Below are 16958 nucleotides of genomic sequence, written 5' to 3'. Positions count from 1 at the left end.
CAACAAATAATGAAAGGACTTCCTGTCGTCGATCTTGCAATAATCTTCATTTATCTTGTTGGAATGATATTAGTTGGGGTTTATTTTTCCAGGAAAAATAAAAACTCCGAGCAATTTACAAAAGCTTCGGGCCTGATTCCCGGATGGGCGATAGGTTTATCTATTTATGCGACATTTTTAAGCAGTAATACCTTTTTAGGTGTACCTGGTAAGGCTTTCGGGAGCAATTGGAATGCATTTGTATTTAGCATTTCGATGCCGTTAGCGGCCTGGATCGCTTCAAAATACTTTGTCCCTTTTTACCGGAATACTGGCGAAATATCGGCCTATACACATTTAGAAAAACGTTTTGGTGCATGGGCAAGGGTCTATGCAGTGGTATGCTTCCTGTTAACGCAACTGGCAAGGATGGGATCGATATTTTTTGGAATTGCCTTGAGTTTACAAGCACTTACAGGCTATTCTATGCAGGTGATTATGATCGTAATGGGCATTTGTATCATTGTTTATACCGTTTTAGGAGGAATTGAAGCGGTAATATGGACGGAAGTGGTACAAGCTGTAGTGAAAACTTTTGGCGCTTTGCTTATTCTCTATTTAATTATTTCGAATATGCCGGGAGGTGTTTCGAAGATTGTAGAGATCGGACAATCAGCCAATAAATTTAGTTTGGGCAGCTTTAAATTTGATTTCATCGGGTCGTCGTTTTGGGTGGTACTGCTCTATGGATTTTTCATCAACCTGAACAACTTTGGGATGGATCAAAATTACATTCAGCGTTACCATACGGCGTCATCAAGTAAAGCAGCTTCAAAATCAATCTGGTTGTGTGTATGGTTGTATATCCCGGCATCACTGCTCTTTTTTATTATAGGATCTTGCTTGTATGCCTATTACGAAATTAATCCTGATCTGGTGCAATCGATTAAACATCAGGTAGCCATTGAGCGTTTGCCCTTACATGCTTCGGCGGCAGAAGTATTAAAAGTGCAAAGTGCATTACAACCAGCAGATTATGGTGATAAAATTATGCCACATTTTATGGTCACTAAAATTCCAATCGGTTTGGTTGGTTTGATTGTGTCGGCCATTTTATCGGCCGCCATGAGTACCATTAGTTCAGGGATGAATGCCTCAGCAACGGTGTTTTCGGTTGATATTTATAAGCGGTATTTTAAACCTGATGTAACCGAGAAGCAGAATTTATCGCTGTTACATTTAGCCACCGTTGGCTTTGGTTTATTGGGTATGATTGCTGGCATTGCCATGATTGGTGTAAAAAGTATTTTAGATGTATGGTGGGAATTATCGGGGATTTTTGCAGCAGGAATGTTGGGGCTGTTCCTGTTAGGGATCATCAGCAGGCAAACTAAAAATCATGAAGCCATCACTGCAACAATAATCGGTATTGCCGTAATTATATGGATGACATTTTCTTCACTTCTTCCTCCGGAATATGAAGTTTTTAGAAATCCATTGCATAAAAATATGATCATAGTGATTGGCACTTTAACCATTTTTTTAGCAGGGCTTTTTCTAACGAAAATTAAAAACAAAAAGACTAAAACAGCCAATTAAAATCACTCTGATTTTATCCAGGCATTATAAAGAACAATTTACCATATCAAAATTATAATGGAAAACTCACAAAAAGGGTTCATCCCGGTGATGCTTACGCCTTTTTTAAGCAACGGAAATATAGATTATCCGGCACTTACACAGCTTACCGAGATTTATTTGCAGGCTGGCTCATCGGGTTTATTCGCGAATTGCTTATCAAGCGAAATGTTCGAATTAAGCGATAAAGAAAGGATACAGGCCATAAAACATGTGATAAAAGTAGTAAACGGGGCAGTACCTGTAGTAGCTACCGGAACGTTTGGAGGGGAAATCAGTAAACAAGCAGATTTTGTGAAAGAAGTGAGCGATGCTGGGGTAGAGGCCGTGATTGCCATTACCAGTTTACTTGCTGAAGAAAATGAAACTGACGATATTTTTAACGAAAGAGTATTCGATCTTTTGGATCAAACAGATCAAATTCCACTGGGGTTTTATGAATGTCCGGTACCTTATAAAAGGGTATTAAAACCGCAACAACTGGCCGATTTCGTTTCTACTGGCAGAGTAATTTACCACAAAGATACCTGCTTAAACCTTGCACAGATTAAAGAAAAACTGAAACTGACATCAGGCAGAACTTTTGGACTTTATGATGCCTATATTGTACATGCGGTAGAATCATTAAAAGCTGGAGCTTCAGGCTTATCGTGCATTCAGGGCAATTATTTTCCTGAACTCATTGTTTGGCTTTGCGACCATTACAATGATGAAGCTTTTAAAAATGAAGTACAAGTGGTGCAACAGTTTTTAATCGATAATATGGACGTCATGCATAACGTTTATCCAGTGGTATCGAAATATTTTCTTCAAAAACGAGGTCTTAATATTTCAACTTTTACACGCAGAAATGTAGGCTCGTTTACGCCAAGTATAATAAAAGAGGTAGAAACATTGTTTGATGATTATACCTTACTGCGCAATAATTTAAATATTAAGGTTTTTATATAGTGGTATATTCGTCATTTCGACCGAAGTGGAGAAATCTTTGTAAATAGATCTCTCTCCCGAAAGTTCGGGACTGCGCTACAGTCGAGATGACGATAAATTATGTTCATTTCGTCATCCTGAACTTGTTTCAGGATCTATTTAGCTCGTAATTTTTGTCGGTTCTTCATTCCCAGAGGTCAGTTTTTTAGCAAAAAACAAAGGAGTTGGATAACAGGAAAGATAAATCGTCATCTCGACCGCAGTGGAGAGATCTTTTAACATAGTCTAAAGATCTCTCCACTCCGCATTTGCTTCGGTCGAGATGACGCAATTTTAGAATCTGTCATTGGTAATCGTAATGCAATAAGCTTTAAGATTCCCGCCTGCGCTGGAATGACGACCGCCCTTTAAAACCTGCGAGCTATGGAAAAGAACTTAATTCAAATATTTCCTTTTATAGTCCAAAGGCGTCATCCCTGTAACCTTTTTAAAGTGCCTGTAGAAATTGGATACATTGTTAAAACCACAATCGAAACAGATCATTTCGGTAGGCAGTTTGTTCTCGATCAGGAAACGGCAGGCATGGCTCACCCTAATTTCGATGAGAAAATCATAAAAGGTTTTTTTCGTCATCAGTTTAAAATACCTGCAAAAAGAAGTCACGCTTAAATTACTCAACGACGCTACTTCTTCCAGTGTAATATCCTTTTTATAATTACTCAAAGTATAATTGCAGATTTTATTAATGCGGAGCGTTTCAGATTCATTACTTTGATAGAATGTATTTTTACTGGTTACAATAGTTGAATATTCTTCTGTTTCTGCCAATGTTTTTAAAATAGATAACAAAATGATGATCCTATCCAGATTTGTAGCATCAACAGCAGCCCGCATTAAATCAACCAGTTTATCTTTGGCTTTTCCCTTAATCACCATCCCGCTTTTTGCCTTTTCAAATAATTTAGGAATCAGATAAGCTTCGGGCAAAGTAAGCATGTATTTCCCCAGGCAATCGGGCAAGAAGTGAATCACCATAGCCTCGGTGGTAAGATCAGGGTTGTTTTGAAAATATTCATCTTTACAGCGCCAGGTATGTGGTAAGTTTTCCCCTAAAAGTACCATCTCATCTGGTACAAAATTACTGATGTTATCACCGATAAAACGAACGCCTTCGCCCTTGATTACATAATGCAATTCCAGCTCTGGATGGTAATGCCAGATATTCCCGAAATCAGGTTTGATATCATGACGGATACTAAAAGAACTTTGTAAGGTAATTGGAACTTTATGAAAATGAGGTTTCATGTTAAAATAAATATTTGGTTAGGGCTCTGTTAACTATTCTATAAATTATTCAACAGCGGTCTAAAGTTAACGAGTTTAATGATAACATCCTATATTAATTTGATAAAAACCATTAGAAAATAGTGTTTTTCATTGCTGAGTTTTGTATCTGGCCGTAAAGGCATAACCCAAATATAAGCTGGCAAATAATTTTTATATAAATTATTTGTTTATTAATAAATTATGAGACAAGGCAAACAGAACGAAATTCTATTGGTTTCCAGCGGAGATTTACGACTTTCGGCAAATCAAAACTGCTGGGCAGCTCAACTTGAAATGGAGCGAAAATTAACGGCAGCTATAGCGCAATTTGGCTGGAAAGTTAAACGTGCCCATCCTTATAATTCAACAAAAAAACATGGCTTTATCGATTCGCAAAGAATGGGCATGGATATCTTTAGAAATATTGATCCTGACCAGCCTTTAATTGTAGCAGAAAGTGTTTGGCAGTACTCTCATCACGTATTGGCAGGACTTATCACGCATCGCGGACCAATATTAACCGTAGCCAATTGGAGCGGCCAATGGCCTGGTTTGGTAGGTATGTTAAATCTAAATGGTTGTTTAACCAAAGCTGCTATTCCTTACAGCACTTTATGGAGTGAAGATTTTACCGATGACTTTTTTACAGAAGGGCTACATCAATGGCTATCAACAGGTAAAATCAGCTACGATCAAAGCCACGTAAAGAGTTTTGCACTCAGTAAAATCCCGATGGGCGATGACAAGACGGGAAGAACCTTTGCCAGAAATTTAAAAGAGCGCAAAGTAATTATGGGGGTGTTTGATGAGGGCTGCATGGGTATGTACAATGCTATCATACCCGATGAACTATTACATAAGACCGGTTTTTTTAAAGAACGTTTAAGTCAATCGGCATTATATGCTGCTATGATGAAGGTAACAGATGCTGAAGCAGAGGCTGTTTTAGACTGGCTTTTACAAAAAGGCATGACCTTTAACTGGGGCACTGAAGAAGAAACCCAGTTAACCAAAAGACAAACCCTTGAACAATGCAAAATGTATATTGCAGCCTTAAGGATTGCAGATGAATTTAGCTGTGATACGATTGGGATACAGTACCAACAAGGTTTAAAAGATTTAACTGTTGCCAGCGATTTAGTAGAGGGTTTATTAAATAATGAAGACCGCCCGCCTGTATTTTCTGAAGATGGTAAAGAACTTTACCCCAAACGTGCTTTACCGCATTTTAACGAGGTAGATGAATGTGCAGGTTTAGATGCCCTGGTCACGTACAATCTTTGGAAAGAATTAGGAATGACCGGAGAAAATACCCTACACGATATCCGTTGGGGTGAATATTATAAAAATGATGGGGTAGATGGTTTTGTTTGGCTGTTTTTGATCTCAGGCGCTGCACCACCCGCACACTTTATAGATGGTTATGCGGGGGCAAGCAGCGACAGGCAACCTGCTATGTATTTCCGTTTAGGCGGAGGTTCGTTAAAAGGCATTAGTAAACCAGGCTTTATTGTATGGAGCCGCATATATATAATGGATAATGAAATACATTGCGATTTGGGTGTTGGGGAAGTAGTAGCTTTGCCTGAGGAAGAAACCAAAAGACGTTGGGATGGCACAACTCCTGAATGGCCGATTATGCATGCCATTTTAAAAGGTGTAAGTCGCGATCAGCTAATGGCCAGACATAAAGCCAACCATATTCAGGTGGTTTACACCAATTATGAAGCCGGGGCACACGAGGCTTGCCGGATTAAAGCCGCTGCCTTAGATGAACTTGGCTTAAAAGTGCATTTCTGCGGAGATGTAAACCTTACTAAAAAAGAAATTCAATTTAAATAATCAAAACATGAAATCATCAATTTTAGCTTTGCTGTTAACCTTCTTAAGTGCTACTGCAATTTTTGCCCAGAACAATGCAGTTGCCGATAAAGAAGCTTATACTAAAATGATTACTGAACGCTCAGCCAAAATTGCAGCCAATCTGGGCATTACTGATGCGAAGAAAACAGAAAAGGTAACAATGATCATCAGGGATCAGTATAGTAATTTAAATGATATTTATGCTGCACGCGACATTCGTGTTAAAGCAATTAAAGAAAAAAACAAAGACAATAAAGTGGAACGCGATTCGGCTCTCGCTAAAGATGCCCGCATTGTAGAAGCATCATTGGCAAAACTCCATAAAAAATACATCGGTAAACTCTCGTCTCAACTAACTAATGAGCAGATTGAACTTGTCAAAAATGGTATGACTTACAATGTATTACCGATTACATACAAAGCTTATCAGGAAGAAATTTTAACCTTAACAGACAATCAGAAAAAACAAATTTTGGTTTGGTTGACAGAAGCGCGCGAGCACGCAATGGATGCAGAATCATCAGATAAAAAACATGCCTGGTTTGGGAAGTATAAAGGCCGCATCAACAATTACCTCTCGGCAGCCGGATACGATTTAAAGAAAGAAGGAATAGAGTGGGAGAAGCGGAGAAAAGCAAAAGCACAAACAAACTAGCACGGCTAATGGAGCGCATTTAAACGCTCCATTATTTTTTTATATTTTTTATTCAAGAATATTTCATTTATATATGAATTTATGTTTATATTGTAATATGAATTAAATTACTAAATAGCTTATAGCGAGCGGGTTATTTTAAATCGATAAGATTGTATAATAATCGGTGCTATTTTTTTAAAAATAGATTTTTACTTCATTAATGTAAAGTTAAAATATACTTTCTAACCAATAATTTTTACTCTAAAAAAGAAATATGAGCCACCACACAGACAATTAATGTGAGATAGATTTTTTAAAATAACGCTGTCTAATTCTTTTGCCTAACTAGCAAGCTGTAAAAAGCAAAACAAACAAACCATCCTTAACCGGAAACACTATTGAATAAACTGTATAAAGCAATTGCGATTACAGCTTATGTATGCTAAATGAATTGATCAGACACAAGGCCTGATTATATCAGATTAGCTGTATTTAGTAGAAAACTAACCAAATAACAAATATGAACTCAAAATTTTTACGAAAAACCTCATGGGTTTTAGTGCTCATGCTAATCACATGTACCGCTGTTTTTGCTCAACAAAAGCAAATCACAGGTAAGGTGGTCGACAAAAAAGACGGGCAGCCCGTTCCTGGCGTAACTGTTGGGATACGCGGCAAAACCAATAATGTAAACACTAACAATAACGGAGAGTTTGCCCTGGTAGCCGATCCTGCAACAGATGTACTCGTATTTTCTTATGTGGGCTACGTTCGGCAAACCATTCCATTGGCTGGGAAAACAAATATCACCGTAAATTTTGTTGAAGACAATACAGCATTAGATGATGTGGTGGTTATTGGTTATGGAACCAAGAAAAAATCAGAAATTCTAGGGGCTGTAGCAACTATTAGTGGTGCTGAAATTCAAGATATTCCTGCACCTAACTTAGCAGGCGCATTGAGGAATAGAATCGCTGGTGTTGGAGTGAGCCAATCATCAGGCCGACCAGGTTCGCCAATTACCTTAAATATTAGAAATTCTACTACGACCACTGCTGCCGCTGGTACAACAGATGAACCACTTTATGTTGTAGATAATATTACGGTAACAAGAGAAGCCTTCGATAATATCGATGCCTCAATGATTGAAAATTTAACATTTTTAAAAGATGCTTCTGCTGCAATTTATGGTGCTGCTGGCGCTAAAGGTGTTATTCTGGTTACTACAAAAAAAGGTAAGATAGGTAAACCAAGCATCACATATAATGGTTATGTGGGCATTTCTGACGCGATTAAGGTGCCAAAGATGTTATCCGGATATGAGCATGCATTATTATTAAATGATACGTTCCGCTCTCAAGGTGCTGCTGCATCGGAATACTTTGCTCCAGAAGATTTAGATTATATCAAAACGCTGGATTATAAAAGCTGGTACGATGAGGTTTGGCAAGCGGCTACGACACAAAGACATAATATCGGTATTTCTGGTGGAAGTGATAAAATTACCTTTTTCGCAGGTGGAAGTTACCAGGGTGAAAATGGAAACTATGCAGGGATGAAATTTAATAAGTATTCATTCAGAAGTGGTGTAGTTGCAACAGTAGCGAATGGCTTAAAAGCTGATGTGAATTTTAACGTTGATTATGGTACGAAAGAATTACACCATAATGCCCAAGATAATGATGCACCTTTTTTTGAAAGACTTATAACAATTCCAAGGTGGGTTCCAATTAGTATAGACGGAAAATATGTAAACTATAATGTTAACGGAGTTAACACTAGTAATATCAACCCGCTAGCCGTTGCTGAATCGGGTTATTACAATAATGGTTCAAATAAATCATACCGCATTAATGCCTCAATAACTTACGAGCCCACCTTCTTGAAAGGACTTGTAATTAAAGGCCAGGTTTCACAATCAAGTGGATCATCAAAAAACACTCAATATATACCACCTTTTACACTTTACAATTTTGCTAAAAGAGGCAATAACCTAGAGTTATTCACTAATCAATTACCTGTTGGTACTGCAGCCACTTTTCAGCCAACAAGTGCAGCCAATTCAAGTTTCACACCCGGCTTAGTTGATAACAATAGCTATCAGTTTTTCCTAACGCTTCAATATGCAAAAAGCATTGCTAAACATAGTTTTAGTGTTTTAGCTGGTGCCGAGCAAAGTGAGGGAAATTCGCAAAATTCAACTGTTCGTTACACAAATCAGCTCATCCCAGGTGTGGACCAGTATTTTGCTTATGATATTAATACATTGGTGGCATCAAACTTAGATAAAACAGCAGTTTCAAAGCGATCTGGTTTTGCCCGTTTTAGTTATGATTTTGATAAAAAATACCTAATAGAAGGTATCGCCCGTATCGATGCCTCGTCTAACTTCGCACTGGGCAATCGTTGGGGTGTATCACCAAATATTGGAATTGGATGGATAGTGAGTCAGGAAAATTTCTTTAAAAATAGCAATGCACTTGGCTTCATTAATTTCTTAAAATTAAAAGCAAATATTGGTATTACTGGTGATGATAGGGTTGGGGTTCGTTTATGGCAAGATAGATTCCAGATTGATGTAACCAATGGATATATCTACGGAAATGCCAATTCCAACAGCTTGAACCGCTCGCGTTTGGCTAATCCTGATATTACATGGGAAAAGAAAAGAACAATCAACGTTGGTTTAGAAACTGCAATGTTTAACAACAAATTAGATATTAGTATTGAGGCGTTCCAAAACTATACTTATGATGCTTTCGAATTAGGTGCTAATAATCAATATCCACAATATTTTGGTACGCAGGCACCAGTGTTAAACTACAGACAACTATATAACTGGGGTTCTGAATTTAGTATTGGATATAAAGCGAAACTTGCAACAGATTGGAATCTTAGTGCGAGCATGAACTTCTCTTATGGCAATTCAGTTACAGATAGGATTCTTTATACAGCAGGAAACTTAATTAACAATACATTTCCTAACTTACAATTATTCGGTACTGACCCACGCAAGTACAATACCAGCAATTATGGTTTAACTAACCTCGGCATGTTTAGAACGCAGGGAGAAGTTGATGTCTGGATGGCGAAATATCCTAATTATAGGATTTATGATAGAATTCCACAAGCTGGGTGGTTGTATTATGAAGATACCAATGCTGATGGAGTAATCTCTGATAGCGATTTAGCGCCATTGTATAACAATACCAACGCATTTTTTTCATCTGGTATCTCACTAAATTTAACTTACAAAAACTTCAGTTTAAACACTAATATTAATGCACGATTTGGTGGTAAAATTTTCTACGACAGCAGAGCGAGAACGGCTCCATCAAGAACTAGAAATACCTTATCTATCTGGACAGATCGTTGGACATTAGACAATCCAATGGGTGGTAAATATCCAAGATTTGATGATCCATCATTAGGAATAAACTCTGATTTTTGGGCTGTTGATGGAACGATGATCCGCATCAATACCATGACCTTGAGTTACAAGGCGCCATCAGAATTTGCAAGAAAATTAGGCATTGGCGGTGCGCGTATTCTACTTACTGGAAATAACCTGTGGACCATTGTGAATCCACTTCCTTATAAAGATCCATATACTTCAAGTGCTTGGGATTATCCGATGTTGAGAACAATTTCTTTGGGATTAAGTGTTAACCTATAATTTTTTGAGCAATGATTAATCAAATAAAAAACAATATAAAAAAAGCAGTAGCTATTTTAACTTTAGCTGCACTTTTGCCCGCCTGCGTAAATAAAGATGAGTTTTTCTTGTTACCTGATACCGGTGGTATCGATCAGGCCATATGGGATAATGAGGGTTCTGTACAACTACACCTTAACAGGGTGTACGATGTAGCCATGTATCAATTTCCATTACAGCTAGTTCCTGACCGTTATGGCGTTCACTATGCAAGTGATGAGAACTATTTTCCTGATGGTGATGCAAATGCAAAAGCAGCACTTGGATTACAAGGTGTGTTGGGAAATAACGATGTGAGGTATACTGGTAATACCTATGGCGGTAACCCAGGGAATAATAAGTATTGGGATATTGCCAGGTGTAATGATGCTATTGCCAATCTTCCTAACAGTACGATGCCTTCCCCCAAAAAAAATGAATTGCTTGGCCAATATTATGCACTAAGAGCAATAACCTATTTCGAACTGGTTAAAGTTTACGGTGGTGTTCCACTACCATTAACGCCGCAGGGAGGTGACAGTATTTACGATGAAGGTAGAAGACCGGCTAAAGAGTGTTTTGCGGCAATATTAAGCGATCTAAATAACGCTATTAACCTATTAGAAGGTTTTGCACCAAATGATCTCGACGGAAGAGGTAAAATAACTAAATTGATTGCCACATGTTTAAAAGCAAAGGTGTTATTGTATTGGGCTAGTCCTCAATTTAACCCTACAAATGATGCAAAACATCCTTACCAAGCCTCAAGATGGGCTGATGCTTTAACGGTTAATAAAGAAGCTTATGATATGTGCGTTTCGGCCGGAAAAAAATTAATGCCAAATTATTTAGATGTTTTCCGTGTAGAAGGTACAAACAATACTGAGGCCATTCTGGTAAGAACTTATTCTAATACAGTACCAAATAGAGGCAATCAAACTGAACAGCGTGTAAGGCCAACTTCTGAAGGTGGAAGTCCTAATACATACTTTATGCCTACAACAAAAATGTTGGATGCCTATCCAATGAGAGATGGAAAACCATTAAACACATCTACGGCTTTTCCATATGACGCCACCATGTTCTGGCAAAATAGAGACCCGAGGTTTGAAGCTACGTTTGCTACAAACGGATCAGTATATCCTTTGAGTGGAAACGCGAATAGGAAACAGTGGAATTATAATTTAGCAGTTGGTGAAAGTAGTGGAAATGCGGTGTATGTTAAGCGTTTCTCTACGCCTAGTTTAACAGCAAGCTCTTCTGTTTACAATAGTTCTGTTGGTGGTGGAAGTGGTATGGATTGGATTGAACTTAGATTTGCTGAGGTAATGTTGAATTATGCGGATTGTATGAATGAAACAGGAAATATCGCTGGTGCAAAAGATTTAGTCAGACAAATCCGTCAAAGAGCCGGAGTAGTTGCCGGTGATTCAGATTACGGACTTGCGTTGGCAGGAAGCACGCCACAATTGCGGAACTTAATTCTTAACGAAAGACAAATTGAATTCGCTTTTGAAAATAAACGTAATTCAGATTTGAGAAGATCTCGCACCATGCACTTGTTAACTGGGAATATGTCAAAATTGGAAGTTCAGTTAGTGAATCCTCCATCAGGATCGGACCAAAAAGATAAAAAAGTATTAGAAGATCCAACAGTTCCAGGAGGTACAACATCATTCAGAGAAACTTTAAACATTAACGATAAAGCAACTTATACAAAGTATTTTAAAAATGTTGTGATCACAAACACTACGTATTTACCATATAACGTACCTGAATTTCATTACTTCTACACCTTCCATAATGATTTTGTGAGTTTTGGTAATAAAATCCTTCCAACTATCGGTTGGGCCGGTGGTACGTTTGACCCACTTGATTAGTATTTAAAGAATAAATGTTTCAGTTGATCTGATTAAAAATTAAAATAATGAAAACTAGATATATTAATAAGTTACTCATCGGGTTATCCTTCATTCTTTTCGCTTCTTGTAAAAAAGAATCGGCGAACATCTTTAACATGTTCGAAGACGTAACCGTAACTTTCAACAATAGCGATCCTCGTTGTGTTACTGATTATAAAGTAATTAACGATAAAGAAGAGGTATGGATTGATTTTACTATAAACTCTGCTAAAGAGGATATGTATTCTTACGTGTTTGAGGTTTCAGCAGGTACAGCTCAGGCTACACGTTATACGATTGCCATAACCGATCCTACCCAACGCAGAAGTTTTTCAGCAATTATTAAACTTCCAAATACCGCTCTCTTTCCAGCAGCTGCACTTCGTGATGGTAAACAAAGCTATCGTATCTGTGCGTTAAATGAAAAGGGAGTGTTCATTGGTGATGGATATAAAAAAGTAACAGTTGATGTAAATCCAAGTTTTATGATTTATGCTAACAGAGATATTTATTTGCCGGATACCGTTGCAAAATCTTTACCAAGCTTCTTATCACTTACTGACGCTACAGGTTTTAGTTACACAAATGCATCAGCTAATGCTGGGAAAATAGATTTTGGTATATATAGAAAACCAGGTTCCAATACTACAGTTCAGACGCCAACCTGGGTAGTTAATTTATATTCTCCAAGTGTTGCTACTAATCCATTAACTGTTTACAACATTAGTGGCTTTAGTCCTAAAAGAACAACTAAATTTAGTCAGCCTGTTACCGGACAAGCCAATGCATTTCTGACTACGGCAATTTCCGGCTCTTCTTTAGAGACTTTGGCTAAAGCAAGAGCAATTACTTTTAACGAAACTACTCAGACCCTTCCAGCTAACGGTTTGGCGGCAGGTAATGCTGTGTTTTTTCTTACGCCAGAAGGCAAATATGGCATGTTGTATGTTAATGCAGCTACTTCCGACTTGCAGAAAAGGCCTTACATCAATGTCAGCATTAAAATTCAGCGGTAAAATGCTTTAGTCAGCGGAGTATCACCGCAGCAATTTTATATTTTGGTTTGGAAAGGAGAGAGCTTATGGCTCTCTTTTTTGTTATAGGAGAGAGGCAATTAACTTTATTTTATAAATAAATTATCCCTCAGGATGACATATCCATATTTATGATACATAACCTATTTTCTTTTGTAAATATTTTCTTACAAAAGCTTTAAAATAAGCGTCAAAACAACGTTTTTGAAGTTTAAAATTGTTAAAATTCAATGTTAATATATTTTTTATTTAAATATTGTATTTATATATGAATTTAATATCTACCTTGTATATTGGTTAACCTAATCAGTTTAATTTGTTACAAGCATTTTTGCCAAATGATAATATACTACAATACCCGGAGAAAATTATACATAAAATAGTGATGTTTTGCGTGCAATTTTGAATTATAATATACTTTCTAACCACACTAATTATTGAGATCAAAATAAAGAATGAGCCAAATCACCGCATGTTATTTTCATTTTTTTTTCTGGAAAGCTTATAAGGTTGCTTCAGGAGAAATAATATATAGTAAATAATAATTTCAACTCATTAACCCTCTCCCCATATAAAGTTTAAAATTGAGGTGCAATAAACCTTTGATTAAGGATGTTCAGATCCTCAAGAATGGAATTATAATATTAAAAAAGTAGCTATAAACCTGCTTAAATAGAATTAAAAACTAACCAAATAATAAGATGAACTTAAAATTTTTACGCAAAATTTCTTTGTCCTTGCTATTGATGCTACTGGCAAGTACAATCCTTTTTGCTCAAGACCGAAAGATTACAGGTAAGGTTATCGATCAGGCCGATGGGCAGGGAATTCCCGGAGTAAATGTAAGTCTAAAAGGTGTGCCAAGCAATGTGAGTACAAACTCAGATGGCGTTTACACCATACAGGTAAAATCAAACAGCGATGTGCTTGTGTTTTCGTACATCGGTTATGCCCGACAAACCATTCCTGTAGGCACACAAACTACTATTAATGTAAAATTGGTATCTGATAATAAAAGCTTAGAAGATGTAGTAGTAGTGGGCTATGGTACACAGAAGAAAGCAACATTAACGGGAGCTGTTTCTGCCTTAGACTTAAAACAGGTAGAGGATGTACCAGCCTTATCTTTGAGTGCGGCGCTACGTGGCACCGCGCCGGGTTTAGCTGTTTCGGGAGGTACGCAGCGTCCAGGTCAAGGTACAACCATCACCATTCGTAACCCTGTGGTGTATTCAAAAGACAGTCAACAAGGAACGAACCCAATATTTGTAATCGACGATATTATTAGAACACAAGCAGATTTTGATTTATTAGATCAAAGTACGGTAGAAAGCGTTTCCATTTTAAAAGATGCCGAAGCTGCAATTTATGGTGTTTCTGGTGCTAATGGCGTTGTGATAGTTCGTACCAAACGTGGTAAACAAGGTGCTCCGCGAATTAGTTTCAGCAGTTCTGTTGGTCTTTCAAACGCTACAAAACTTCCACAGATGATGTCGGGTGTAGAATTGGGCAATTTTGTTAATGATTATTTAAATACTTCGGTTTACCAGCAAACAATAGCTGGTACTGAAGTGAACAATTTTATTAATGCTGATGGTTTTAAAGTAACCAACGGTGTAACTGCCACTACAAGAGAAACACAGTGGTATACACCTGATGAACTTTCTTACTTTTCTGCTAACAACCACAATTGGCTAGCTGAAGCATTTCAAACGTCCAATATTTACAGGCAAGCACTTAATATTAGTGGTGGTAGTGATAAAGTAACCTATTTTGTTGGTGCAAATTACACTACTCAAAACTCTAATTTTAAAGGTGTTAACTCTTATAAATATGGTTTAAGGGCCAGTATTGATGCTAAATTAGCTAAAGGCCTTTCTGTTTCAGCATCGATGAGCGGGGATGTTTCTTATACCAAGAGTTATTACTATAAATTAAACAGCACCTCAGAGAGTTTAGATAATGATGTGGCTACATTGCAGAATGTTAATCCATGGTCTGAATATTTTATTAATGGTAATCCTGTTGTACTTGGCGCTAGCAATACGGGAGGCTTAGAAAATGTAAACTTTTTCTTAATTCAAAATTCCGATAATTTTACAGGTGGCAAAACTTATGTTATGAATATGCTGGGTAAAATTACGTACGAAATTCCTGGAGTAAAAGGCCTGACAGCAACAGCTACATTCAATAAAAATATCAATAGTGCCAATACTAAGCAATTCGGAACTACCTTTAATTATTATAAATACGCAGGTACCGGCGATAACAATCATATTCCAGGTGGTGCCCTTTTAGGAGTGTATGCGATCAAAAATGGGGATAGGATTAGATTAAATCCTAGTTTTACAGATGCTTACCAGTTAAATGCAGGGTTAAACTATAACAGATCTTTCGGTAAACATAATATTAGCGCACTCGCATTGGTTGAACAAAGGGAAAGTGCGTTAGAAGGAGTTGCAGCAATGACAGAAGGTGTTGTTGCCGGAGGATTACCTTATCAAACATTTACGGTAGGAACACAGACATCAACCCAGTCGGGCCAGGTGAGCGAAACAGGCTTTCAGTCGCTTATTACCCGTTTAAATTACGATTATGATAATAAATACTTATTACAACTGGTTTATCGTAGAGATGGTAGTTCAAGATTTGCCCCTGGCAATAACTGGGGAGGTTTCCCAGCTGCATCATTGGGTTGGGTAGTATCTCAAGAAAAATTCTTTAAAGATAATGTTAAGTGGATGGATTTATTAAAATTTAGGGCATCTGCAGGGTTAACAGGAACCGACGCAACCAAAGCTTATCAATATTTAGCCTCTTATAATCTGGGTACTGGAAGCAGTGGCGGTGCCGTATTTAATGAAATCGATAGAAGTATTGCAATTAAATCGAATATTGCCATTCCAAACATGAATGTAATATGGGATAAATATTTTAAGACCAATTACGGAGTTGATATGGGTTTCCTTAAGAACAAATTAACGGTTACAGCAGAATATTTCTGGACACACGGCTATGGTTTGTTAACAACACTTAGTTCATCCGTTCCTGCTACAATTGGTGCGGCCGTACCAACGGAGAATTTTGCTGCTGCAAATATGTTTGGTTATGAAATTAGTGCAAGCTGGAGAGATAAAATTGGAAAAGTTAGTTATGGGTTTTCTCCGTTTTACTCATGGAGTGATAATAAAAACATCAAGATTGACGTAGCCTCTGGTATTGTAGGAACACTTGAAGATTTAACCGGAAAATCAAGTGATCTTGGATTATTTGGTTATAAATCTTTGGGCATTATTAGGACACAAGATGAAGCCAATGCAATAATAGCTGATAGGTTAAATAAATCGGCTGTAGCTGGTGATAAAACCAAAATTAAAATTTTAGATAACCCGTTACAACCAGGAATGATCAATTATGAAGACGTAAATGGTGATGGTGTAATTGATGTTAAGGATAAAACCTATGTTACCGATAGACAGAATAACCATAATAACTTAGGTTTAAATTTTAATGTGGGATACTCAGGTTTAAGCTTAAATGTTGTTATGGGTATTTCATGGGGTGGAAAAACAAGTATCGGCGGCTTAAAACCGAGCGGAACAGGGGCTTCTGTTTATGACAACAGAGCATCGTACTGGGCAGATCATTGGACAAAAAACAATACAGGTGCACAGTATCCAAACCCATATTTCTCTAGCATTTACGAGACCAGTGATTTTTGGCTGGTATCTGCAACACAGTTCAATGTTACAAATGCTAATTTAAGTTATTCAATACCTACAAAATGGACTGAAAAAATTGGAATCGGTAGTATTAGGGTTTTTGCACAGGCAACAAATCCGGTTCAATTTATTAATCCATTCCCAGGCAAATACAGAGATTTTCAAAGTCAGTTAGGAACATATCCAACTTTGAAAACATATTCATTCGGTTTAAATGTTGGACTCTAATATCTA

9 protein-coding genes are annotated in these 16958 nt (G+C 37.3%); 8 read left to right on the top strand and 1 reads right to left on the bottom strand.

Annotation, left to right across the window (positions count from 1 at the left end):
* Nucleotides 1–63: 63 nt before the first annotated feature.
* Nucleotides 64–1578 (top strand): sodium:solute symporter, encoded by a 1515-nt coding sequence (locus QF042_RS14255; protein ID WP_307529473.1) that lies wholly within the window; start codon nt 64–66, stop codon nt 1576–1578.
* A 57-nt stretch (nt 1579–1635) separates the two neighbouring features.
* Nucleotides 1636–2568 (top strand): dihydrodipicolinate synthase family protein, encoded by a 933-nt coding sequence (locus QF042_RS14250; RefSeq protein WP_307529471.1) that lies wholly within the window; start codon nt 1636–1638, stop codon nt 2566–2568.
* Between the two features lie 414 nt (nt 2569–2982).
* Here QF042_RS14250 and QF042_RS14245 read toward each other — a convergent pair whose 3' ends face one another.
* A complete protein-coding gene (locus QF042_RS14245; protein ID WP_307529469.1) occupies nt 2983–3852 on the bottom strand; it encodes an AraC family transcriptional regulator in 870 nt (289 codons plus the stop codon).
* Nucleotides 3853–4074: 222 nt separating this feature from the next.
* On the opposite strand from QF042_RS14245, the gene QF042_RS14240 reads away from it, so the two are divergent.
* From QF042_RS14240 to QF042_RS14215, 6 genes are all read left to right on the top strand, one after another.
* Nucleotides 4075–5715 (top strand): fucose isomerase, encoded by a 1641-nt coding sequence (locus QF042_RS14240; protein WP_307529467.1) that lies wholly within the window; start codon nt 4075–4077, stop codon nt 5713–5715.
* Nucleotides 5716–5722: 7 nt separating this feature from the next.
* The gene (locus QF042_RS14235) at nt 5723–6391 is read left to right on the top strand and encodes a DUF3826 domain-containing protein (RefSeq protein WP_307529465.1); all 669 of its coding nucleotides are present in this window, start codon (nt 5723–5725) and stop codon (nt 6389–6391) included.
* 502 nt (nt 6392–6893) lie between these two features.
* Nucleotides 6894–10049 (top strand): SusC/RagA family TonB-linked outer membrane protein, encoded by a 3156-nt coding sequence (locus tag QF042_RS14230; protein ID WP_307529464.1) that lies wholly within the window; start codon nt 6894–6896, stop codon nt 10047–10049.
* 11 nt (nt 10050–10060) lie between these two features.
* On the top strand, nt 10061–11947 hold the full coding sequence (locus QF042_RS14225; RefSeq protein WP_307529462.1) for a RagB/SusD family nutrient uptake outer membrane protein: 1887 nt from the start codon (nt 10061–10063) through the stop codon (nt 11945–11947).
* A gap of 47 nt (nt 11948–11994) precedes the next feature.
* Complete coding sequence (locus tag QF042_RS14220) at nt 11995–12984, top strand: hypothetical protein (RefSeq protein WP_307529460.1); 990 nt, start codon at nt 11995–11997, stop codon at nt 12982–12984.
* Nucleotides 12985–13703: 719 nt separating this feature from the next.
* Entirely contained in the window at nt 13704–16952 is a 3249-nt protein-coding gene (locus tag QF042_RS14215; RefSeq protein ID WP_307529458.1) for a SusC/RagA family TonB-linked outer membrane protein, read from the top strand.
* Nucleotides 16953–16958: the final 6 nt, after the last annotated feature.

The organism is Pedobacter sp. W3I1 (genome assembly GCF_030816015.1).
In the GTDB taxonomy this organism is placed as follows: Bacteria; Bacteroidota; Bacteroidia; order Sphingobacteriales; family Sphingobacteriaceae; genus Pedobacter.
Note: the sequence above shows the minus strand (reverse complement) of the source record. Positions and strands in the feature narration are given on the sequence as shown.